This is a genomic window from Prochlorococcus sp. MIT 1307 (assembly GCF_034092395.1).
Classification (GTDB): Bacteria; Cyanobacteriota; Cyanobacteriia; order PCC-6307; family Cyanobiaceae; genus AG-363-K07.
The window spans coordinates 687,855-711,444 of record NZ_CP139301.1 but is presented as its reverse complement, the minus strand read 5'-3'; the positions used below and the strand labels follow the sequence as shown (position 1 = coordinate 711,444).

The window sequence follows — 23,590 nt, the reverse complement described above, 5'->3', positions numbered from 1 at the left end:
TCTGAATCAATTTAGACGTTAACTAACGGAACATTGAACTTATTGAGCTCTCTGCATGAACTCTCCAAATCGCTTCTCCTAGCATATTTGCCACGGATAAGATCTTTAGCTGTGAAAAATTATCCACATTTTCAACAGGAATACTATTAGTCACAATCACCTGCTCAAATAACCCTTTAGAAGTCAACCTCTCTAATGCAGGAGGAGAAAATACTGCGTGAGAAGCACAGGCAATAACTCGTTTTGCACCCTCTTTTCTTAGCAATTCTGCACCAGCACAAATGGTGCCACCAGTATCAATCATGTCATCAATAAGTATTGCTGTTTTTCCAGAGACATCACCAATAACAGTAAGACTTTTTGAAACATTATGTGCTGATCGACGTTTATCAATGATCGCTAATGGAGCATCTTTCATTTGCTTGGCAAATGCTCTTGCTCTTGCAACTCCTCCTACGTCTGGTGAAACAACTACTATTTCGCCAAGCTTTTGCTTGGAAAGGTAGCCCACCAGAACAGGCGAGCCATATATGTGGTCACATGGAATATCGAAATACCCTTGTATTTGAGCTGAATGAAGGTCCATCGCCAACACTCTGTCCACGCCAGATTTGACAAGTAAGTTTGCAGTTAATTTTGCTGTTATTGATTCGCGACCTGCTGTTTTTCTATCAGCTCTTGCATATCCGTAGTAGGGAATTACAGCAGTAATTTGTCTTGCAGATGCACGTTTACATGCATCAACCATAATCATTAGCTCCATGAGGTTGTCATTTACGGGAGCACATGTGGGTTGTATTAGAAAGACATCGCAGCCTCTTATTGATTGTTGGATTTGCACATAGAGTTCACCGTCTGCAAATCTTTTGCAGACAAGTGGCCCATCTGAAATCCCGAGATATTTGGCGATCTCTTTAGCAAGATCAGGATTTGAGGTGCCACTGAATAAGCGAAGTCTTGATGTATCAAGAGAAACGTTCTCTTGTTCAGAGCGAGCTGCTGTCTGAAAACTTGTCACGGTGCTCGCAAGCAACATCTGCTGTACTCCGATCGTAATGCTGTGTAGGCACCTCTCCAATATTCTTTATATGTCTATTGTCTGAGTATGGTTTGTAAGAGGGCATTTTTAGTTGGTGCTGGCCATTTGTCTGATGATGAAATGAGGTCAGGATCTACTGCACTATCTAGTGTCTGGGGAGGAGAATTGCTTGAATATTCATGCGCTGATGACCCAAGAGAGGTCCTTGCTTCTTTATCTAAAGAGAATGGGTTAGTGCAGGTTTTGGGAGATCCAGCTATTAATTATTGTTATAGGGGTAGTTGGTTAGAGGCTCTTGCAGCTTGGAGGGAACCAACAATCTTGATGGCATCCTCTGATTCTTCTGGAGAGATGACTGGTTGCGCCTCTGCTTATGTGGCTCTTTGTCAAGTTTTGTCTGTTCCTTTGCTTGGAATTATTCAAGTCGGAGGTGTTTGGACCCCTTTGCATAGAAAATTAGATGGACTTCCTTGGTGTGGACTGATTCCAGGCAGTGAGGGGAATAAATTACTTAGTAATGATAATAGTGGTAAAGATCAAGAAATCAAGGTCGAAGAGGTTGTTTTTCGCTTGCGCCAACGCATGCTAAATCTTAGTTTTAAATAGAGATTTGGTTGATTAATTAGGAACTAGTTGCTGCTTAAATATTAACTTCTTGAAATTTTGATTTTCATTTTTTAGTTTGAATTAACTTGCAAGTGATTACTTGCCAAATACTTTTTAGGTTTATTTTAATATATTCTCATCAATAGACTTTTCTAAAGACTTCCTAAGAGTACTTTGATCCGGCATAGGCCAAATTAGATTTATCATTAAACTTGTCAGCCAGATTCCTACTAATGCTGTCCCTATCCGATGCAATGCTCTACCAGGATAGTTTCCTATAAGACAATTAAAAAAGACTTTAGACTTTTTTTGATAGTCAATTTTTTTTGGCATTAGCCTTTGTGTTGGGTTATTTTCGTTTCTTCTTGATATTGAAGAGTGGTGAGGTTGCAAGTCCTTTTACCATAGAGTAATTCTTTAGATAGATCTTTGACAACATGTACTTTCTGAGCTTATAGAGCATAACTGCATTGCTATATTTTCCCTTTGCCATGGGCGGCTTCCAATGCCTTGTTTGCTTCAGAAAACATTTATCATTGGTTCTGAAAAGAAGATATGGGTTATTAGTGTTAAGTAGATGTATTTAGAATATATTATCAAAATCTAATCTCCTCTGAGCTTTGATTTGATGATTATTCCTTTGTAAAAGGAAGGTGAATATCTTCAGTGACTGTGCCTTTTCAAAAGATGGGATTGATTTTGTTGACTTTCTATTCCTTCCTACCTAACTGATGTACTGCTCAAGTCAAGAGTTAGGGCGATCAATAGGCGTTTTGCTTCACCCTTCAGCATTGCCTTTGAGTCCTGCATTTGGAAGTTTTGGTTCTCCTGCTAGAGAGTGGATAAAGGCATTAGCAATTAATGGTATTGGCGTTTGGCAGTTTTTACCTCTAGCTCCATGTGATTCAACTGGTTCTCCTTATAGTTCTCCTTCGAGCTTTGCACTTAACCCTTGTTTCCTTGACGCTAAAGATCTTGTAAAAGACGGATTTTTATCTTCTTCAGTTATTCAAGACCTGCCTGGCTCCAAGCATTTGCACAAGATTTCGGTGAACTTCAGTTTGGCACAGGAAAGAAGTGAAAAGTTGGGGCAAATATTAAGAGAAGAATGGCCAAATCAAGCTTCAGATATTCATAGAGACTTCAATCTTTGGTGTCAAAAGCAATTTTGGCTTGAAGATCATGTTGTTTTTATGGAAATTCGTAGACAATTTGAAGGCCTTCCTTGGTGGAAATGGCCTAAACCACTTGCTCTTCGAAACCCAATTTCCTTATCTTGTTGGAAAAGAGAGCATAAAAAAAGTTTATTAGAACATCGTTTGTTGCAATGGCATCTTGATCGTCAATGGAATGCTCTCAGGAAATTAGCCAGTGAGTTAGGAGTTTTACTATTTGGTGATTTGCCTTTTTATGTATCTAGAGATAGTGCGGATGTTTGGAGTAAGCGTTCCCTTTTTTCTATTCTTCCTAGTGGTGAATTAGAACATCAGAGTGGAGTCCCACCAGATTACTTTTCGGCTACTGGGCAACTATGGGGAACACCCGTTTATAAATGGAGTCAGCATCGTGCAACCCATTTTTATTGGTGGAGAAAGAGATTCTCGAGACATCTCCAGCAGGTGGATTTGCTAAGACTTGACCATTTTCGTGCTCTTGAGTCGTATTGGGCAGTTCCAGGAAACAAAACAACAGCAGTAGATGGCTTTTGGAAGCCATCTCCAGGTTCTGATTTGCTTCGTTTATTGAGGAATGATTGTGGTGGCACTCTTCCTTTAGTAGCAGAAGATCTTGGTGTGATTACTTCAGAGGTAGAAGAGCTGAGGGATGAATTCGGGTTGCCAGGAATGAAAATCCTCCAATTTGGGTTTAATGGTGACGCCAATAACCCTTATTTGCCTGAGAATATTCAAGGAAATGCTTGGGTTGTCTATACAGGTACTCATGACAATCCCACAACGTTGGGTTGGTGGGATTCTCTTGATATAGAAACTAAAGATCGAATTAATCAGCGCTCTACAAGGAGTATTGATTCCCCTGGATGGAAATTAATTGAAATGGGCTTGAAAACTGATGCAAGACTTGTAGTAGCGCCATTACAGGATTTACTTTCTTTAGACAATAAAGCTCGCTTTAATACTCCTGGCACCATAGAAAATAATTGGAATTGGCGACTAACAACTCTTGACTCTCATCTTCTCAAAGCATTAAAAGATTATGGAGAACGAGGGATCTTATCGGGACGATCATTAGAAGGTGCGATTGGATTGTTCGATTCTTGAGTGAATCTATAGGAACTATTCCTCGGCTTAAAATCTATATAATTTTTTCCTCTCCAAATGATTTTGTCCTCCTTAGTGAGCGGCGGCTGAATATTAACGATTACAGGTTCTAGTAACTTTAATTTAAGTTTTCCCCGCACTTTCTTGAAATCAGATTGATGCCTCCCCCCACTTTTGATTGAAACTTTACTTGGATTACTAATTTCTAGCTCAAGCCATTCAAAATGACCTTGCTTTTTGAACTTACTTAGTAAAATATCTACCCAAATTGGATAATATTGCATGGTAATAATCTTCTCTTCAGCTTCTTTTGTATTATCTTTTTGCTTCTTCATTAAGTCGTTGACTATTAACTTTCTTTCGATATTTGAAGGAATAGGGAGAAATGTCTGACTATTTAGCTTTGCCAATTGCCTTTGTTGATAATTTAACCCAAATATGCTACAAAGCATTAAAGATATATATATAAGTACACCTTGCAATGTCCTAAAGATATGTTTCTCTGAGCTGATTTTGTTTGAATTTGGCCCATTTATTGGAATTTTGCTTAATTTAAGTATCCCATCAAGACTTTTCCTTTCTAAATTAAGCTCAATTTCAAGAACTGTCAGCATTGAATACAGATATGCTGCTTCAGGTAATTTCTTGACATATCCTTTTTCTATTGCTTCTAATATATAGGGTGTAATTCTTGTCTTTCTTGCAAGATCATTTCTGCTGATCCCATATTCTTCTCTTCGTTCCTTTAACAGTTGTGCAGCTTCTAGAAAAAATTGCTTTGGACTTTTTTTAATAGTCAGGGGTTTGTCTTTAGATTTTTTGGGAGTCATCCAAGGAATTTTTAGCGCCATTAAACGGAATATTTACTTATTGATGTTTTTTTTAGTAGCTTGCACTCTTCTGGTTTTAACTTTCGCCAATCTCCTTCATGTAAATTATTTAATTTAATAGATCCAATTGCAGTGCGTTGGAGATCAATTACTGGGTGTCCTAGTATGGTTGCTATCCTGCGTATTTGCCTTTTTCTCCCTTCTTTTAAAATAATTTTAAGTAAGCTTTTATGTGGTTCACATTTTAATAGTTTAACTGATGCATTCATTGTTAACTTTCCGTCTAAAATTAAACCATTCTCCCATTCTTTTATGGCTTTATTGGAAGGTACTCCTTCTACCCATACGTTATATGTTTTTGTATGTAAATAACGAGGGTGGGTTAATTGAAGGGTTAGATCTCCATCATTGGTAAGGAGTATTGCCCCTCTGCTGCTTAAATCTAAACGCCCGACATTATGAAGCCCTTTGCGAAATTTTTCTGGAATGAGGTCTAAAACTGTTGTCCTGCCGCGTGGATCACTGCATGTACTTATTACCCCTATAGGCTTATTTAGAAGGATTACTTTATACTCAGTCCTGTTAATTACTTGTAAGTTATCAACAAAAATAATGTCTAATTTTGGATCTGCCTTGTCTCCTGGTTGAGCTGTTTTACCATTAATTATTACACGATTTTGACTTAAAAGGGCTTCCGCTTTGCGCCTGGAGCATATACCAGCTTCGGAAAGAATTTTTTGTAGTCTTAGTTTGGGCATCTTAATTTTTACTTTCTTATATTTAGAGGCTGTTTCTTTTGAATGATATGAGATATGACTTTATTATAAATCAAATGATTGGATTATTGCCTGAATACTAAAAGTTAATATTTCATGAATACTCTTAGCGAAGCAAGATTTTGCTACATCAGGAGCAATGATAGATTAGGAAACAAAGGGGTTTCGATATTGCCTGTGACCTTTTCCTCCCCAGTAGAAGTTGACCTGGTCCGTTCTTATTTACGTGATATTGGTCGTGTGCCATTGCTTACTCATGAGCAAGAGATCACATTGGGGCGACAAGTGCAGGAGTTGATGTCTCTGGAGCTTCTAGAAGCTGAACTTCAGGCCGATTTAGGTGATAAGCCTAGTCAGGATGCCCTTGCAGTGGCTGCTGGATTAACTCTTTTACAGTTGAAAAAGAAGTTAAAGAATGGTCAGCGTGCAAAAGAGCGCATGGTTGCGGCCAATTTGCGATTGGTGGTCAGTGTTGCTAAGAAGTACACAAAGCGGAACATGGAGCTCTTGGATCTAATCCAGGAGGGAACTATTGGATTGGTTCGAGGAGTTGAGAAATTTGATCCGACGCGTGGGTACAAATTCTCTACTTATGCCTATTGGTGGATACGACAGGGGATAACTCGTGCGATTTCAGAGAAGAGCAGAACGATTCGTTTGCCTATCCATATCACTGAAATGCTCAACAAGTTGAAGAAGGGTCAGCGTGAATTGAGTCAACAAATGGCTCGAACACCAACTTTGACTGAACTGGCTGAGTTTGTAGAGCTTCCCGAAGAAGATGTCAAAGAGTTGATGTGTAGTGCACGTCAACCAATGAGTTTGCAGATGAGTGTGGGGGATGGGGATGAAACTGAGCTGCTTGATTTGCTTTCTGCTGGAAAAGATGTGCCAAGTGAGCAAATTGAGAGTGAATGCATGAAAGGTGATTTGGAAACATTGCTTGAGCAGTTACCGGAATTGCAGTCTCGAGTTTTGAGGATGCGTTATGGCATAGATGGAGAGGCACCGATGAGCTTGACTGGAATCGCGAAGGATTTAGGGATGAGTCGTGATCGTGCTCGCCGCTTAGAGAGAGATGGTCTTGCTCTTATGAGAAGTTCTCCTAAAGAGTTGAAGGAATATTTGAGGACTTGATTTGTATTATGTCCCTTATGATTTGACTTTTAAGGTTATGATTCCTAGACAAGATTGAAGATGAAGTTATTGAACATTTATTTAGAATTGAATGTGCTTTTTAATTAGAATCTAGGCAGCAAGTGGATTTAGATATCTAATTAAATCCTCAGCAATTTCTTTTGTCTTGAACTTACTCCTTAGTAATTTTAATAATCCTTTGATGTCACTAGTATTTAATCTTTCATCCTTAATCATTGTCATTAATAAGTTTCTTCTTAGCATAGAACCATCTGGGCTTAGTAGGAGCTTAAGGCCGGCTCCAGCTACAGGTAATAGTGTTGAGTCTGACGCACTTGAATCGTTTGTTAGTACATCTAAAAGATTTTCTATTCGATCTAGGCGTATTCCACCTTTTTTATCGAAGATTACATCTAGAAGAATATCTAGCATCTCCTTAGTTTCGCCAGAAAGCAACCTTCTAGCAACATATGGGTATGCAACAGCAATTATTTTGAAATTTGGATCTAACTTTAATGCAAGACCCTCTTGGCTTACAACTGCACGAATTATCAAGGCAAAGCGTGCAGGGACTCTAAAAGGATAATCAAACATTAATTCTGAAAACTTATCTGTTATGGCTTTGAAGTTGAAATTTGCTACTTCTTCATCAAGTGCTTCTCCTAATACCTCTTTTAGGACAGGGCTGATCACATCAAGACTTTCTTCAGCACTTAAGAAACCTAGTTTTTGAAAAGCTTTTGCAAGAAGATTAAAATCACTATTGATTAGATGCACAATAGCCTTTGTAAGTGTAACTCTATCCTCATTAGAGATTGAGTCCATCATTCCAAAGTCTATATATGCCATATGACCAAGATCAGAAGTTTTGCCTTCTAAAGCAAAGATATTTCCTGGATGAGGATCAGCATGAAAGTATCCAAATTCTAGTAATTGTTGAATTCCACTTATTACTGCTGTTTTAATTAGTGCAGATGGATCTAAACCAATTGCTCTAAGTTCTTGACTATCTTTTAATTTGGTACCTTCTACCCAGCTAGTTGTAAGAACTTTTCTGGATGAGACAAGACGTTCCACTCTCGGCACATATATAGTTGGATTTTTACTAAATAAGTTTGAGAATCTTTCAGCATTACTTGCTTCTAACTCATAATCAATCTCTTCAAAAAGTGTTTTACCAAACTCATCAATTATCTCGCTTAGACTGAAGCCCAGATTTAAGGGGAGAATTGGAGATGTAACTATGCCAAGTAATTTTATTATGACTAAATCACGCCTTAATATAAATGGTAGATTAGGTCGTTGTATTTTTACTGCTACCCAATAATCAGCCTGAAGTCTTGCCTTGTATACCTGGCCTAGACTTGCAGAGGCAATAGGATGATCAGGGAACTCTTCAAAGATTTGTTTTGCTGGAGCGCCAAGTTCTTCTTGAATAGTTTTGAGAGCTTTGTGATGTTCAAAAGGTGGAAGGTTATCTTGAAGATTAGTTAGCTCTTCAAGCCAGTCACGCCTTACCAAGTCGGGACGTGTTGATAATGCTTGACCAACTTTTATGAAGCAAGGTCCTAAGTTTGTAAGAGTTTCTAGAAGGTTTCTTGCGAGGCTCTGATGGACTTTTTCGTTATTACTTGATCCTTGTAATAGCATCCTGATTGTGAGGATGGATAATGAGGTGATTATTTCAAAAATTCGTGGGATCCATATCCAGGGTCTTACCAATAACCAAGCCAGGTCACGCTCAGGGTCATAGCGTAATGCTGGTATCCCAGATGCATTATTAGAGGGAGCATCGAACACTTCCAATAGACCTACACGTTGTTATCCAGACTTTAGAAAGCAGAATATAAATCTATGGGAATTGCTTCATTACTAACTTTTAATCGAGGCAAGAGTCTTTTCCTGCCTGCTCATGGGAGAGGAGTTGCTTTACCGACGGAAATAAAGAAACTCCTTGGAAAACGTGCAGGTTTATGGGATTTACCTGAACTCCCAGATTTAGGTGGGCCTCTTATTTCTAACGGAGCAGTTGCTGCAAGTCAGGAACGCTCAGCATGTGGCGTTGGAGCTAAGAGGTGTTGGTATGGGGTTAATGGTGCAACAGGGCTTTTGCAAGCGGCACTTTTATCAATTACCAGACCTGGCCAGGCTGTTTTGATGCCTCGCAATATTCATCGCAGTCTTATTCAGGCATGTGCAATCTCTGAGTTACAGCCCGTTTTATATGACGTTCCATTTATGGCTGATCGAGGTCATTTTGGAACATCTGATGCTTTTTGGATTCAAAAAGTTTTGAATGCACTTCCGCTAAGTGAAGTTGATATTGCAGCAACAGTTTTGATAAACCCTACTTATCACGGCTATACAGGTGATCTCACATCTTTGGTAAAGATTTTTCATGAGCGGGGTTGGCCAGTTTTGGTTGATGAGGCGCATGGCGCTCATTTTGCGAGCAGAGTTGATATGGATTTGCCTGCCTCAGGGTTATCAGCAGGTGCTGATTTAGTAGTTCATTCATTACATAAGTCAGCAGCAGGTCTTGTTCAAACTGCTGTTCTTTGGTTGCAGGGAGATCGAGTGGACCCTATAGCAGTCGAAAGAAGTGTCAGTTGGCTTCAGACCTCTAGTCCAAGTGCTCTATTACTAGCCTCTTGTGAATCTGCGTTAAGTGAATGGAAGACTAAATCAGGCCAAAGCAAATTAATAACACGCATTAATGAGGCGAGACAGATATCGACCCAATTAAGAAATATGGGCGTCCCGTTGCTACTTAATCAGGACCCTTTGCGTTTAATTGTTCATTCTGCCTCTAAGGGTATAAGTGGTTTCGATGCAGATAATTGGTTAATTCAACACGGAATAGTAGGAGAGCTGCCTGAGCCAGGTTGCTTGACACTTTGCCTTGGGTTTGCGCCTCAAAAAGGGCTAGCAAGACGTTTTAAGAGAAATTGGAATGCTCTTTTAGCTTCACACCCGGATCGCAAACCTTTACCTGCTTTTGTTGCTCCTCCAGTTCCACTATTGATGACGCCAATGATGAGTTGTGCTTTCGCTTGGCGATCTAAGTCTCATACCGTTCCTTTAAACGAAGCTGTTGGACGGGTGGCAGCTGAAATGATTTGTCCTTATCCACCTGGAATTCCAATATTGATTCCAGGGGAATCCTTAGAGAAAGCTGGAGTGAAATGGCTTCTTCAACAAAGGAGCTTATGGCCGGATCAGATTCCTTCTCATTTGAGGGTGGTAAATCAGTAAGCCTTACATTATTGAATATTGATAACATAGTTTTTGAAAGTTTTGAACGAAAAAAATACCGGTCAGTTTTTCTTGATGAGAAGAGGAATTTTCTTTAAATCTTTAAAAGACTTGCCGAAAAGCCTTGCTTTGAATTAAATCAATAGAGTGCTATTCCTAAAATGTTTACTCGCAAAACAATTGCTTGGTAGTGCTTTGTTGAGTTGGCTTGATTTTGGATTTTGATGGGTTCAGTTTTTTTCCGGAATCGATTCCTTAGTGGTCTTTGGGCCGGAGTATTTGGAATTCTGGTTGTAGGTCTAGGAGGTTGGTGGTTCACCCTTGCTCTGGGTGTGATAGTGCATCTTGCTCTTTTGGAGTTCTTCCGAATGGCTCAATTTACTGGGATTCGCCCAGCCACTAAAACTACTCTGGTTGCTTGTCATCTTCTACTGATTAGTACTCAATGTGGTGTTAATGGAGTCCTTTCTGGGGAATTGACTTCAGCAGTATTGCCACTTTCTGGGGCAGCAATTTGTGGCTGGCTATTGCTTCAGCCTGTTACTGGCTCAATTGCTGATATAGCAGCATCAATTTTTGGACTGTTTTATTTGGGGTTTTTACCTAGTCATTGGCTGAAACTGAGGAGTTTGAGTGGGATTGAATTTAAGCAAGGCTTGCACTTACTGCCTCTTGATTGGCCAGCCTTTGCATCTTTTGGGATGGTCATTACTTTCATGGCCTGTTTGATGATTGTTGCAGCTGATATTGGTTCGTATTTTTTTGGCCTCAGCTTTGGTCGTCATTCTTTGTCTCCCATCTCTCCTGGTAAAACTGTTGAGGGAGCAATAGGTGGTTTTTTATGTGCCATGGCAATAGGAGCTATATCTGGAGAATTATTTAAATTGAAGTTGGGTTTTTTAATTGGTGGTTTTCTTGGAGCTTTTGTTGCTTTATTTGCTTTAGTTGGTGACCTGACAGAATCAATGATGAAACGAAATGCAGGCTTAAAAGATTCCGGCGATGTTTTGCCAGGTCATGGAGGAATTCTTGACAGGATTGATAGCTATCTTTTTACTCCTGCAGTTGTTTATTATGTGGTAATACTTTTAATGCCATTCTTGAATAGGTAGTTGCAATTACGGCTTTATCTTTGAATATCCAGTTAAATGCAGCTTTTCGTCTTCAAGAGTTGCACTATCAATAAAAATCGACGGATCCATTGGTAATAGTTTACTTATATCTTTGCTTTTATTTTTGAATATTAATGTGCCTGAATTTGCCTCTACTTCCAAAAATTCAACATTGTTAGAGTTTATAACTGGGTCTTTCCCTGTACTTTTTGCTTCAATTGAATTTCCTTTAATTGATAAGGCTTCTAATTTAGTAACTTCTAAAAGATTTTTAGCTAGCCAATCCCCAATCCAGCTCCATTGTTTTGAAAAGATTATTTTATTGAGACTTTGACTCTCTAAAGAAATTCTACCTTGAACCTCAAATATATCTTTTAGACTAACTTTCTGCTTTTTATTAGAAAGGTCAATTTGAAGGTGAAGTGAATTGCTAGTTAAGCTCACTTCATAAAATGGTAGTCCTTTAAAGATGACATCATTAGCTTTGATTTTTGCTCCAGAAAATCTTCCGGTCAGTAATTCTAATGCTGATGCATTTATTTCAATCTTTATTTTGCCAATAGACTGGCATTGAGTACGTACCCAGATTTCAAGCCCAGATTCGATAATTTGTATAAGCGGCCCTTTTTTTGATAATGGCTTATTGCTCATTATTTGAACTGCTTAACCAGCGATCTGCTACTACCTTGGGGAGGTCTAAATGTGGAAGATGGCCACACTCTTTAAGTTCTTCTAAGTGTTTTCCTAATAAGGCTATACATTCTTTCTTTTGAGTCTCATTAAGGATGTTGTCTTTTGCTCCCCAAAGAACATTTATCGGTTGATTCGGTAATGGGCTTCCGTAATTAGCGATGCCTCCACTTCTTGCAAATGCTGCTAGAGATCTTCCCCATCCAGGAACACTTAGATGCAATGAGGCAATTTGTTCTTCAGGAAGACCTACGCTCAGGTTTGGATGAGCAAAGGCTTGTCTGCATAAACTCTTCCTTACAAACTTTTGACTTAAGAACCAAACTCCAAGTTGATCCAGTGGGCGAGGAACAGGCATAGGACGACCTGTCAAGCCAGCGGGAGAAAGTAATAACAAACGATTGACTTTCTTATGGTTTCGCCTTGCAATCTCGATAGCTAAAGCTCCCCCCATGGAAGCACCAATTAAACCTATGGGACTATCTTTTGCTAGCAGGTTTAAAAAGGCTTCTATGTGGGATATTAATGAATTTGGCCCATATTTAACATTATGGGGGCGAGGGCAGAAGCCAAACCCATAAAGATCTGGAATAAGTAATTGATGATGGTTTTTTAACAAAGGGACTATTCGGCGAAATTCAAGGAAGCTACTGTCAAAGCCATGTAGAAGAAGTATGGGTGAACCTTTTCCTGTAATAGCAATTGGGTATAAATCAGAGTTGTGCTGAGAAACCCCCCGTAGAAATTTCCATTGAACTGTGTTGGCTAGTTCTTTTGCTAATGGGTCTAATAATTGATCCTTTAGAGTATTTAAAAGCTTTTCTGGTTTTGAATCGCTTCCTAAGTTAAATTTTGGTTTTTGATTAGGAATCAATTTGCTTTATTTTTGTGAGATTTTTGTCTTTTAGGTATTATTCTTTGACCGTTTGTAGCATTCAGTGCTTCTAAAAGCATTTCTTTGTTGACTTTAAATGGAAGTTTATGGATATCAGACCCATCTTTACAAGCGAAGATACAGGCTTCTTCTATCTGTTTAAAACAAACATTACTTAATCTTAGTTCATCAAGACTTGTAGGCAGATTAAGCTTTTCAAGAAACTGAATAAGCTGCTTCCTGGCCTGTTTTGCTAGTTGATTTTCTTTATGCCTTTCTTCAAGGTGAAGTTGTACTATTATTCCAAAACAAACGACTTCACCATGTAGAAATTTGTCGGTAGATTTTAATTGAGTTAAGCCATTATGTAATGCATGTGCTGCTGCAGTCCTACATTTTGAACCCCCAATTCCTCCTATTAAGCCTGCAGTAAGAGCGCATCCCTCTGCGACTCTGACCCAAGCATCGCTATTGGGGTTTTGAAATGCCTCATATCCATCTATGAATAATTGATCTCTTAAAACCCTTGCCATTTGCACTGCTTGTTGAACTAAGCCATCGTTGCTGGAAACACTTGTAGTTGAGGCTTCATACCATTTTGCAAGTCCATCAGCTATTCCGCTTGCTAATGTCCGAGGAGGAGCTTGTCTTACGAAACTATGGTCAAAAATTAATAGTTCAGGACAAGATCTAAGGCTTTCATCTTTGATAAATGCCCCTTCTTTTGAATAGATATTTGATAAAGCCGTCCATCCAGCACATGTGGCGGCACTAGTTGGGATAGTGATACAGGGGAGAGAAAGTCTATTGGCTAAAAGTTTACCTGCGTCTAGGACTTTCCCACCTCCAGCGGTAATAACTGCATCACAACTATTACTTGTTGCGAGTTCTTTTAAGCGACTTAAATCTAATTCACAACAATCAAAATTTAATTCAACAGAGAGAACTTCTAAGCCTAGTTCGCGAAGGTCAAATAATAGAATATTCCTGATATTTAAAGTTGCTTTACTTCTTCCAATTAATATTGGAGCATTACATATAGAGGGGATGATTTTTTTGCCTATTCCCCATGCATTCTCACCCCGAATAACTTTAGCCGGTGAAATTGAGTGAGAGCAGGATGCAATATCCATGTTTATTGAGATCGGTTTTCTCAATGCCTTTAAACACCTGCTCCTGCTAGTTCAGGGGCTTTTGCATCTAAATGTTTTACAACAATTTGCTTGTTCTCGTCTATATCTACTTCTGCATTATCACCATCTTTTATTCGTCCTGATAGAACTTCTTCAGCAAGACTATCTTCAAGTAGTCGCATGACAGCACGTCTAAGTGGCCTTGCCCCATAAGAAGGATTGTAGCCTTCTTCAACAAGTCTCTCTTTGAAGGCATTTGAAACAGAGAGAGTAATACCTTTGTCTTCAATTCTTTGGAATACTTCTTTTAGCATTATTTCGGCAATATCTTTTACTTCATCACGAGTTAACTGACGGAAGACAATTATTTCGTCTAGACGATTGAGAAACTCTGGCCTGAAGTATTGCTTAAGCTCTTCATTTACGAGAGAGCGGATTCTATTGTATTGACTATCTTCTGCACTCTCACCAGAAAATTCGAATCCAAGCCCACCCCCACCTTTTTCGATTACTTTTGACCCGATATTAGAAGTCATTATTATTAGAGTATTCTTGAAGTCAACTGTTCTACCTTTTGAATCAGTAAGTCTTCCATCTTCTAATAGTTGTAGTAATAAATTGAATACATCTGGGTGAGCTTTTTCTATCTCATCAAAAAGAACAACAGTATATGGTCTTCTTCTTACAGCTTCAGTTAGTTGGCCTCCTTCATTAAACCCTACATAGCCAGGTGGTGAACCTATTAATTTACTAACTGTATGACGCTCCATAAATTCAGACATATCTAGGCGAATCATTGCTTCCTCACTACCAAAGAAATAGGTCGCTAATGCTTTCGTTAATTCGGTCTTGCCTACTCCTGTAGGCCCAGAGAAAATGAAGCTAGCAATGGGCCTGTTTGGATTTTTAAGGCCTACTCTTGCTCTTCTAATCGCCTTAGATACTGCCTTTACTGCTTCATCTTGGCCAATCAACCTTTGATGAAGTGTATCTTCCATATTTAATAGTTTTACTGACTCACTCTCGGTTAGCTTTTGGACAGGGACTCCTGTCCAGGAAGCAACAATATGTGCAATGTCTTCTTCATTGACTTTTGGGCTTGTTAAAGCTTCTTTTACAGATTCTGTTAAATCTTTGCTCTCTAGATCAACTTGATTAATTGGTTTATTATTGGAATTATTTTCTGTTGGTGTTTTTACATCTTGTCGGTTATTTTGCAATAGGGTTCTTATTTTTTCTCTGAGAGCAACTTCTTGCTCCCGTAATTCACCAGCTTGTGTAAAGTTTTGATCTCTAACTGCCTCCTCTTTGTCTTTTTGGATTTTTCGTAGTTCCTTGTCTACTTCCTTTGCCTCTGGAGGTAGCTTTGAATTGAGGAGACGTACTCTGCTTCCTGCTTCGTCAATAAGGTCTATTGCCTTATCAGGTAAGAAACGGTCAGAAATATATCTATCTCCTAGATTGGCGGCAGCCTCAAGTGCTTGATCAGTGATTTTTAATCTGTGATGTTGCTCATATCTTTCTCTAAGCCCACGCAGTATTTCAATAGTATCTTCTATAGATGGCTCTCCTACCATTACAGGTTGGAATCGTCTTTCTAACGCAGCATCTCTTTCTATATGTTTTCTATATTCATCAAGAGTTGTTGCACCAATACATTGAAGTTCTCCGCGTGCAAGGGCAGGTTTGAGAATATTCGCAGCATCGATAGCCCCCTCTGCAGCACCTGCTCCGATAAGAGTATGAACTTCATCTATTACTAAGATCACATTTCCTGCGGTTTTAATCTCTTCCATAATTTTTTTTAGTCTTTCTTCGAATTCTCCGCGGTATTTGGTTCCAGCAACTAATAGGCCAATATCAAGAGTTAAAACCCTTTTCTCTTCAAGGATATCTGGGATATCACCTTGCTGTATTCGTTGAGCTAAGCCTTCGGCAATCGCCGTTTTACCTACTCCTGGCTCTCCAATAAGAACAGGGTTGTTTTTGGTTCGTCTTCCAAGAATTTGAATGACTCTATCAATTTCCTCATGCCTTCCTACAACTGGATCGAGTTTTGATTCACTAGCGAGCTTTGTCAAATTGGTGCCGAACTCATCAAGTGTTGCTGTTTTTAAGGACCCCTTCCCACTCCCTCCTCCAGAAGTAACTTCAGCAGTCTCACCAAGCATCCTTATTACTTGAGTACGTACTTTTGTCAGGTCTACTCCAAGATTTTCTAAAACCCTCGCAGCTACTCCTTCTCCTTCTCTTATAAGTCCTAATAACAGATGTTCGGTGCCTATGTAGTTATGACCCAGTTGACGTGCTTCTTCAAGGGAAAGTTCAAGAACTCTTTTGGCACGAGGGGTAAAGGGAATTTCTACAGCAACAAAACCAGACCCGCGACCGATTATTTTTTCAACTTCAATCCTTGCGTCTTTAAGATTTACCCCCATTGACTTCAGAACCTTTGCGGCTACACCTGTACCCTCGCCAATTAGTCCTAAAAGGATTTGTTCAGTTCCAACAAAATTATGTCCAAGACGTCGAGCTTCTTCCTGAGCCAGCATGATCACCTTGATGGCTTTCTCGGTAAACCGCTCGAACATGTTCAAGCTCACTTGCAAGTTTCTCTAATTTATCAGGATTGAGGAGTGAATGTTGTTGTGATGTCTTTTTGGTCACACCCTAGTCCTGAACAGCTATAAGCTCCTTAAAAATTAACAATGAACCCGCAAAAAGTACTATTAATTATATGTGTTTAGGACGGTAATCCGAACTTAAAGGAGGTTATCTCTCTCGGATTTGTCTAGGGATTCAAAGATCTCCATTGAATAAGCGCATCGGTGCCATTTTTGTAGTAACTCTGTCTATATCCTTCGGTTTTGAAGCCGCAACTTTTGTAAAGAGCTAAAGCTGCGTTGTTATTACTTCTTACTTCTAAAGTTGATCGATTACAGCCTCTATGAATTGCTTCTTGAAATAGATGTGTTAACACTATTCTCCCAAGACCTTTTTGGCGGTATTTAGGATGAACAGCGATTGCAGTTAAATGAAGCTCATCCACTATTACCCAGCCACAACCAAAAGCTATTAGATTTGTAAAGTCCAAAATTCCCAGGCAAAGTCTTTTGGAGTCAGCCAATTCTTTCTCCCATTGCTTTTTGCTCCAGAGCCCTTTGAGTGCTATTTCATCTAGTTTCAGGCAAGCACTTAGATTCTTTAGGCTTAATGAGATGACTTCATAGGATGAGCTTTTTGATTTGAGAAATTTTTCTTTCATGAAATAGCTTTTCAATGTGTTAGATCTTTAACTCTTGCCTCTTGTCTCAAAATCTCTCCTCCTCCATGGCTAATCGCAATCAATATGAGTCTGGGCGTGATTTACTTAGTCCTAATAAGAACTTTGCTCCAATTACTAGTCAGATTGATGATCAAGGAAGCTTGATGGTAGGAGAATGTAATCTTAATTGTCTTGCTGAACGATATGGAACGCCACTATATGTTCTTGATGAAGTAACTATTCGTATTGCATGCCAGGCTTATAGAGAGGCTCTAAAGAAATATTATCCTGGCCCTTCATTGGCCTTATATGCATCAAAGGCAAATAGCTCTTTGGCTATTAGTTGTTTAGTTGCATCAGAAGGCTTAGGCCTTGATGCAGTTTCTGAAGGAGAGTTATTGACTGCTTTCAAGGGTGGTGTTGCTAGTGAAAATATAGTTCTTCATGGAAACAATAAGTCTGATCAAGAGTTGTTATTGGCTTACCACAATGGAGTGACTATTGTTATTGACAATCAGAATGATATTGATCGACTAGCTGAAATAATTCCCTCAGAGAGTCCTCCTGCAAAATTGATGTTGCGCTTTACTCCTGGAATTGAATGTCATACTCATGAATATATTAGAACTGGACATTTAGATAGCAAGTTTGGTTTCGACCCAGATCAACTTGAATCAGTTTTAGTACAATTAAAAGCGGCAAAATGGGCAAGCTTGAATGGATTACATGCACATATAGGTTCTCAGATTTTTGAATTAAAACCTCATGATGACTTAACAGAAGTAATGGTAGAAGCTTTAGCTTTGGCAAGACGAATTGGCCACCCTGTTGAAGATTTAAATGTTGGAGGAGGCCTTGGTATTAGATATAAGGAGACAGATGACCCACCTTCTATACAAGACTGGGTCAAAGTGATTGCTAGTGGAGTTAAGGAGGCTTGCCAATCAAGAAACCTTAGGCTTCCTAGATTGTTATGTGAGCCTGGAAGATCCCTAGTTGCTAATGCTGGTTTAACTCTTTATCGTCTTGGAGCAAGAAAGGAAATACCTGGGATAAGGACCTATATATCCGTAGATGGGGGAATGAGTGATAATCCACGCCCAATCACATATCAATCTTGTTATTCAGCGTGCCTTGTGAGCCGCCCTTTTGCTCCACCACAGGAAAAAATTACTATTGCCGGAAAGCATTGCGAATCTGGGGATATTTTGCTTAAAGATATTGACTTCCCTTCTTCAAGTACTGGTGATGTCTTGGCTGTATTTGGCACAGGAGCTTATAACGCTTCTATGGGGTCGAATTACAACAGAATTCCTCGGCCAGCAGCAGTGATTGTTAACAAGGGGCATGCTGATTTGGTTCAAAGAAGGGAGAGGCCAGAAGATCTTTTGCAATACGACGTCATCCCAGATCGTTTGATAGCGTTAGGCTAATAGAAGGTTGGGGGGTAAGAGTGAATTTATGGGGTCTCTTAGATCCGCGCCTATTGCTAGATGTTTTATTTGCATCTGCTTTGGGTTTTTTGCTTTTCTCTAGAGTTAACGAGCCTAGAACTCTTTGGTTGCTCAGAGGATATTTATTCCTCGTTTCTCTTGCTTGGTTTGTTCAGCGGTTTGCGAATCTACCAATAACTTCAAAGTTGGTTGATGCGTTGGTATTGGCATGTTCTCTTTCTCTTGCAATCCTTTGGCAGGGTGAATTGAGACGTTTAATGGAATTGCTCGGTACTGGCCGGTTAGCAGTTCTATTGGGTAACCCTCAGAATGAGTTCCGGGCGAATGAAAGTAATATTGTGCACCTTTCTGAGGCCGCTGGCCGTCTTTCGCAGAGCCGAAGAGGAGCATTGGTTGTTGTTGATATGGGAAGTGATCTCCGCCCTGAAGATTTTCTTTACCCTGGAGTTCCCATTGATGCTCAGTTATCAACTGAATTGTTGTTGAATTTATTTGCTTCAGATACTCCTCTGCATGATGGAGCTGTTCTTGTAAAAGGGAACAGAATTATTTCTGCAGGTGTAATTTTGCCTTTATCTCGTCAGGGCATAAGTCGCTATGGAACTAGACATTTAGCTGCTTTGGGTATAACTGAACGTTTTGATCGTTGTATATGTGTTGTGGTCTCAGAAGAGACAGGAACTTTATCTCTTGCAAGTCAGGGAAGACTTGAGAGGCCCATTACTAGTAGTAGATTATTGGACCTTTTGAAAGAGCTAATAGGTTCTTCTATGGGAGCATCTGGGGCCAAGGCAATCGCTAGTAGCGGCAACACATCTAAAGTTATGGTTAGCTCAAAGGAAGCAAAAAAAACTCCCAGGAGTAGCGTTGTTAATAAAAGCTCTAACAAAGAGACGCTTCAGTGAGCCATTCTTCGGCTATTAACACAGAAAAGGTACAGCTTCGTGCTTGCCCGACTGGCCTGGATCCCCATCGAATTCCTAATCATGTTGCTGTCATCATGGATGGAAATGGTCGATGGGCCAAGGCGAAGGGTCTTCCAAGGGTTATGGGACATAGAGCTGGTGTTGAATCGCTCAAGAGAACCTTGAGATTATGTAGCGATTGGGGTATTCGAGTTTTGACTGTTTATGCCTTTTCAACTGAGAATTGGGCCAGGCCAGGGGAAGAAGTAAATTTCCTTATGACACTTTTTGAACGTGCTCTTCAGCGTGAGTTGGAATCACTTCAGCGGGAGCAGGTTCGAATTAGGTTCCTTGGAGATCTAAATATTCTTCCAAATGGGTTGCAAGATTTGATTAAAGAAGCGACGGACCTTACGGCAGGAAATACTGGTATACATTTTAATGTTTGTACAAATTATGGAGGTAGACGTGAATTGGTCCTTGCTGCTCAAAAAATTGCTGAACGTTCTGTGAAGGGTGAATTAGATCCTGCCAAGATAGATGAAAGAGTTTTTGCTTCAGAACTCTTTACTGCTAATGAGGTGGATCCAGACTTGTTAATTAGAACTAGTGGAGAGATGAGAGTTAGTAATTTTTTGCTTTGGCAATTGGCTTACGCTGAAATCCATGTTTGTGATGTCATGTGGCCAGATTTTGATGCAACAGCTCTAAGAGAAGCACTGGCTGACTATCAATCTAGACATAGACGTTTTGGTGGTTTAGACCCTGTTCCTTCCGCTCTTTCTGAACCTTGATTCTTTAGTTCCTTATTTATGACTCTGCTTGATGCCAAGTCTTACGTTTCGGAGGAGCAAATCCTCCGTCATGATTGGACCTTGAATGAAGTTAAAGAGTTGCTTCAGCAACCTCTTATGGATTTGCTATGGCAGGCCCAATTGGTTCATCGTACGGCTAATCCTGGATATAAAGTTCAACTGGCTTCTCTCCTAAGTGTAAAAACCGGCGGATGTCAAGAGGACTGTGCTTATTGTCCTCAATCTATTCATAACAGTAGTGATGTTTCAGGTCAGCCAGATCTTGATGTTCAGCCAGTTCTAGATCGTGCAAAAGCTGCAAGAGATGCAGGTGCTGACAGGTTTTGTATGGGATGGGCTTGGCGTGAGATTCGTGATGGGCAAAGCTTCGAATCAATGCTAGCGATGGTACGTGGAGTTCGTGAGCTAGGCCTAGAGGCATGTGTAACAGCTGGAATGCTTACTAATGAGCAGGCATCCCGCTTGGCTGATGCCGGCTTGACGGCTTATAACCACAATTTAGATACAAGCCCAGAGCACTACGAGAAGATCATTACCACACGTACTTATCAGGAAAGATTAGAAACATTGCATCGAGTTCGTGCTGCTGGTATCACTATTTGTTGTGGAGGAATTATTGGAATGGGTGAATCTATAGCGGATAGAGCTTCGTTGTTAAGGATTCTGGCCACTATGTCGCCTCATCCAGAGAGTGTTCCTATTAACTCCTTGGTCGCTGTAGAAGGGACTCAATTAGAGGATGTTGCCGCAGTGGATCCTTTGGAAATGGTGCGGATGGTGGCCACTGCAAGAATTTTGATGCCATTTAGCCGTGTTCGTCTCAGCGCTGGACGTGAGCAGTTAGGTAGAGAAGGGCAGATACTTTGCCTACAGGCTGGAGCTGATTCGATTTTTTATGGCGATACTCTTTTAACAACAAGCAACCCAGAAGTCTTAGCAGATCGAGAATTACTATCTCAGGCTGGAGTTAAGGCCAATTGGAAGTTGAGTAATTCATGAAGAATCCCGAAGAAGTTCTTCCTGCTGATAAACTTCAAGTTGCAGCTTTTTATTGCTTTATTCCTATAGAAGAGGAGACAATTGATATTTTATTGACTCAGCTTACTAAGAATGCTCTTCAAGGGCAAGTACGAGGGACAATTCTGCTGGCTGGAGAAGGAGTAAATGGGACTATTTGTGGACCGAGCGAAGGGGTTGTTTCTTTGCTCGAGAATTTACGGCAATCAGTTTTCGGAATGACCTTAGAAGTCAAGGTAAGTTGGACTGATACTCAGGCTTTTCGTCGTTTCAAAGCGCGTAGGAAGTCTGAAATCGTTACTATGGGTGTAGCAGGGATAGATCCTCTTAAGTCTGTAGGCGCATATGTAAACCCTTTTAACTGGAATACCTACCTTAGTGATCCAGATACTTTGGTAATTGACACTCGCAATGAATATGAGATAGGGATTGGGAGCTTTCAGGGTGCAATCAATCCCAACACTAATACTTTTCGCGACTTCCCTGCTTGGGTAGATGCCAGTTTGCCTTGGATTGTCGAACAAAGAGGTCCAAAGCGTATTGCTATGTTTTGTACGGGAGGCATACGTTGTGAGAAAGCAACTTCTTATTTACTCCAAAAGGGTTTTAAAGATGTGCACCATCTCCAGGGAGGGATATTGAGATATCTGGAGGAAGTCCCTGAGGAAGAGAGCCTATGGGATGGGGAGTGTTTTGTTTTTGACAAAAGAGTTGCGGTGAATCACAAGCTTCAGCCTGGGCAGCACACCATGTGCCATGCCTGTGGAATGCCCTTGGCGCGAAAGGAACTTCAGACCTCAACCTATATTCATGGTGTTCAATGCTCACACTGTAAAGATCGATATACAGATCAGGACAGGGGTCGTTTTGCGGAGAGGCAAAGACAGATTGATGAAAGATCTAAAAACTCTCAAAAAACATTTCCTAGAAAAAGCTTGTGACCTTATCTGTGGTGTCAGAGTTAGGAAGAGAGGCCTTGGAAGCAGGACTTTTGCTTCGTCTTAAGGTGACACGCCCATTCAATCTGTGGTTATTAAGGCTTGTTGTTGCCGATCAGTTAGATCCAAACAAGGTTCGGATTTTGGGTGAAATGAAGGCTTGGGCTTATGGAGGAGTAAAGGGATTGCAATTAGATACTATGCGAGTTAGTTCCAACGCACCTGAGGGCGTTGGACATCTGATTTGGGCCGCGACTATGGCTTGGGCTTTGGAAGAGACACCTTGTAAACAGGCTAGGTTATTGGCTATTTGTGATGAAGAACATCAGCACTTACGCCTTGTTCGTTATTTTTTAAGGAGGGGATTTAAGAAGGTTAGAGAAGTTGGATCCTCTCCAAGGGATCTTCCCTTGAGGATGGTTTGGGGGGGGGCTGGAGTCCTTATGTCTGCAGAATGCAAAGAGGTTCTCCATAAAAGTCTTAGGCTTTGGAAAGCCTCTGATTCGGATGCGTTGAGTATTTAGCTTTCTTCTGCGTGATAACTACTTCTTACCAATGGTCCACTATTTATTCTTTTGAAGCCTAGCTTCTTTGCTTCACTGGCAAAAACTACGAAGTCTTTGGGCTCCCAATAATGAGCTACTGGAATATGCGCAAGTGAAGGCCGTAAATATTGCCCCAAAGTTAGGTATTGACAATCCACAGACCTGAGGTCTTCTAGTGTTTTTATTATTTCTTCTTTAGTTTCTCCTAACCCAAGCATTAGGCCAGATTTGGTAGGGATGTTTGGTGCTAACTCCCTCGCTGCTTTTAATAGACCAAGTGACCTCGTGTAAGTTGCTCCTCGCCTAACTTCTTTTTGGAGCCGCTCAACTGTTTCCAGATTGTGGTTGAAACATACTGGCTTCGCCCGAAGCACTTCCATTAGGCGTTCTCTTTGCTTGTTAATTGAGTGTGTTTTGTTAGCACCACCTCCCCAGAAATCGGGTGTTAAAACTTCAATGTCTATTTCAGTATTTAGTTTGCGTATCTCCTTCATGGTTTTGCAAAAGAGGCTTGCCCCATGATCAGATAAGTCATCTCGTGCAACCGATGTAAGGACTACATAACGAAGACCCATCTGAAAAACAGCATTTGCTATTCGTTCAGCTTCTAAGTAGTCGATATTTTTATTAGGACTCCCTTTATCGACCTGACAGAATGAACAACTTCTAGTGCAGATCGACCCTCCAAGTAAAAAGGTTGCTGTGCCTGCTGCATAACATTCTCCACGATTAGGACAACGCCCTTCTTCGCAGATAGTGTTAAGACGATATTTCTTGACAAGGCCTTGTACTTTTTCTAATTCCGAGACTCTTCCAATAGATGGTTTGATCCATTTGGGTAACCGCTCCTTTGGAGGAATGCGGCTAAATTGAGATTGTCTACTCTGAGTAGTCATTTAATTTAATTGTGACATTGGTTG

Annotated in this window: 21 protein-coding genes; 11 read left to right on the top strand and 10 right to left on the bottom strand. The window is 40.2% G+C overall.

Translation table 11 applies throughout. From position 1 onward, the window contains the following. Window positions 1–22: 22 nt before the first annotated feature. Window positions 23–1,018: a ribose-phosphate pyrophosphokinase gene (locus SOI82_RS03760; protein WP_320668038.1), complete on the bottom strand. Its 996-nt coding sequence runs from the start codon at window positions 1,016–1,018 to the stop codon at window positions 23–25. A gap of 87 nt (window positions 1,019–1,105) precedes the next feature. Between SOI82_RS03760 and SOI82_RS03755 the strand changes: the two genes are divergently transcribed. Together SOI82_RS03755 and malQ are read left to right on the top strand one after the other, a co-directional pair. Continuing rightward, entirely contained in the window at window positions 1,106–1,645 is a 540-nt protein-coding gene (locus SOI82_RS03755; protein ID WP_320668037.1) for a hypothetical protein, read from the top strand. A 731-nt stretch (window positions 1,646–2,376) separates the two neighbouring features. Further along, entirely contained in the window at window positions 2,377–3,924 is a 1,548-nt protein-coding gene (malQ, locus tag SOI82_RS03750) for a 4-alpha-glucanotransferase (RefSeq protein WP_320668036.1), read from the top strand. On the opposite strand, the gene SOI82_RS03745 is transcribed toward malQ, so the two are convergent. Further along, a complete protein-coding gene (locus tag SOI82_RS03745) occupies window positions 3,858–4,775 on the bottom strand; it encodes a helix-turn-helix domain-containing protein (RefSeq protein WP_320668035.1) in 918 nt (305 codons plus the stop codon). The two genes, malQ and SOI82_RS03745, sit on opposite strands and share 67 nt — an antisense overlap. Next, the gene (locus SOI82_RS03740) at window positions 4,775–5,512 is read right to left on the bottom strand and encodes a pseudouridine synthase (protein ID WP_320668034.1); all 738 of its coding nucleotides are present in this window, start codon (window positions 5,510–5,512) and stop codon (window positions 4,775–4,777) included. The genes SOI82_RS03745 and SOI82_RS03740 overlap by 1 nt, the downstream gene beginning before the upstream one ends. 114 nt (window positions 5,513–5,626) lie before the next feature. Between SOI82_RS03740 and SOI82_RS03735 the strand changes: the two genes are divergently transcribed. Then, complete coding sequence (locus SOI82_RS03735; protein ID WP_320668033.1) at window positions 5,627–6,667, top strand: RpoD/SigA family RNA polymerase sigma factor; 1,041 nt, start codon at window positions 5,627–5,629, stop codon at window positions 6,665–6,667. 111 nt (window positions 6,668–6,778) lie between these two features. Here SOI82_RS03735 and SOI82_RS03730 read toward each other — a convergent pair whose 3' ends face one another. Beyond that, complete coding sequence (locus SOI82_RS03730) at window positions 6,779–8,467, bottom strand: AarF/ABC1/UbiB kinase family protein (RefSeq protein ID WP_320668032.1); 1,689 nt, start codon at window positions 8,465–8,467, stop codon at window positions 6,779–6,781. Window positions 8,468–8,521: 54 nt separating this feature from the next. Here SOI82_RS03730 and SOI82_RS03725 point away from each other — a divergent pair, with 54 nt between their 5' ends. Together SOI82_RS03725 and SOI82_RS03720 are read left to right on the top strand one after the other, a co-directional pair. Continuing rightward, the gene (locus SOI82_RS03725) at window positions 8,522–9,922 is read left to right on the top strand and encodes an aminotransferase class I/II-fold pyridoxal phosphate-dependent enzyme (RefSeq protein ID WP_320668031.1); all 1,401 of its coding nucleotides are present in this window, start codon (window positions 8,522–8,524) and stop codon (window positions 9,920–9,922) included. Between the two features lie 224 nt (window positions 9,923–10,146). After that, on the top strand, window positions 10,147–11,034 hold the full coding sequence (locus tag SOI82_RS03720) for a phosphatidate cytidylyltransferase (protein WP_320668030.1): 888 nt from the start codon (window positions 10,147–10,149) through the stop codon (window positions 11,032–11,034). Window positions 11,035–11,040: 6 nt separating this feature from the next. Here the strand turns inward: SOI82_RS03720 and SOI82_RS03715 are convergent, their stop codons facing one another. The 5 genes from SOI82_RS03715 to rimI form a co-directional block, all read right to left on the bottom strand. Further along, on the bottom strand, window positions 11,041–11,685 hold the full coding sequence (locus SOI82_RS03715; RefSeq protein ID WP_320668029.1) for a DUF2993 domain-containing protein: 645 nt from the start codon (window positions 11,683–11,685) through the stop codon (window positions 11,041–11,043). Continuing rightward, entirely contained in the window at window positions 11,675–12,598 is a 924-nt protein-coding gene (locus SOI82_RS03710; RefSeq protein ID WP_320668028.1) for an alpha/beta hydrolase, read from the bottom strand. Before SOI82_RS03710 ends, SOI82_RS03715 begins: the two co-directional genes overlap by 11 nt. Beyond that, a complete protein-coding gene (locus tag SOI82_RS03705; RefSeq protein WP_320668027.1) occupies window positions 12,595–13,731 on the bottom strand; it encodes an iron-containing alcohol dehydrogenase family protein in 1,137 nt (378 codons plus the stop codon). The genes SOI82_RS03710 and SOI82_RS03705 overlap by 4 nt, the downstream gene beginning before the upstream one ends. Before the next feature lie 29 nt (window positions 13,732–13,760). Then, complete coding sequence (locus SOI82_RS03700; RefSeq protein WP_320668026.1) at window positions 13,761–16,322, bottom strand: ATP-dependent Clp protease ATP-binding subunit; 2,562 nt, start codon at window positions 16,320–16,322, stop codon at window positions 13,761–13,763. A gap of 200 nt (window positions 16,323–16,522) precedes the next feature. After that, a complete protein-coding gene (gene rimI, locus SOI82_RS03695; RefSeq protein ID WP_320668025.1) occupies window positions 16,523–16,996 on the bottom strand; it encodes a ribosomal protein S18-alanine N-acetyltransferase in 474 nt (157 codons plus the stop codon). Between the two features lie 65 nt (window positions 16,997–17,061). Here rimI and lysA point away from each other — a divergent pair, with 65 nt between their 5' ends. From lysA to SOI82_RS03665, 6 genes are read left to right on the top strand one after another with little or no spacing between them, the layout of a single operon-like run. Next, a complete protein-coding gene (gene lysA, locus SOI82_RS03690) occupies window positions 17,062–18,429 on the top strand; it encodes a diaminopimelate decarboxylase (protein WP_320668024.1) in 1,368 nt (455 codons plus the stop codon). A gap of 20 nt (window positions 18,430–18,449) precedes the next feature. After that, entirely contained in the window at window positions 18,450–19,355 is a 906-nt protein-coding gene (gene cdaA / locus SOI82_RS03685) for a diadenylate cyclase CdaA (RefSeq protein ID WP_320668023.1), read from the top strand. After that, window positions 19,352–20,149: an isoprenyl transferase gene (locus tag SOI82_RS03680; protein WP_320668022.1), complete on the top strand. Its 798-nt coding sequence runs from the start codon at window positions 19,352–19,354 to the stop codon at window positions 20,147–20,149. The genes cdaA and SOI82_RS03680 overlap by 4 nt, the downstream gene beginning before the upstream one ends. Window positions 20,150–20,167: 18 nt before the next feature. Then, window positions 20,168–21,169, top strand: a complete 1,002-nt coding sequence (bioB, locus tag SOI82_RS03675) for a biotin synthase BioB (protein WP_320668021.1) — start codon at window positions 20,168–20,170, stop codon at window positions 21,167–21,169. Further along, window positions 21,166–22,128, top strand: a complete 963-nt coding sequence (locus tag SOI82_RS03670; protein ID WP_320668020.1) for a rhodanese-related sulfurtransferase — start codon at window positions 21,166–21,168, stop codon at window positions 22,126–22,128. The genes bioB and SOI82_RS03670 overlap by 4 nt, the downstream gene beginning before the upstream one ends. Next, window positions 22,125–22,649: a hypothetical protein gene (locus tag SOI82_RS03665; protein ID WP_320668019.1), complete on the top strand. Its 525-nt coding sequence runs from the start codon at window positions 22,125–22,127 to the stop codon at window positions 22,647–22,649. The genes SOI82_RS03670 and SOI82_RS03665 overlap by 4 nt, the downstream gene beginning before the upstream one ends. On the opposite strand, the gene lipA is transcribed toward SOI82_RS03665, so the two are convergent. Further along, window positions 22,646–23,566: a lipoyl synthase gene (gene lipA, locus SOI82_RS03660; RefSeq protein WP_320668018.1), complete on the bottom strand. Its 921-nt coding sequence runs from the start codon at window positions 23,564–23,566 to the stop codon at window positions 22,646–22,648. The two genes, SOI82_RS03665 and lipA, sit on opposite strands and share 4 nt — an antisense overlap. Window positions 23,567–23,590 lie beyond the last annotated feature (24 nt).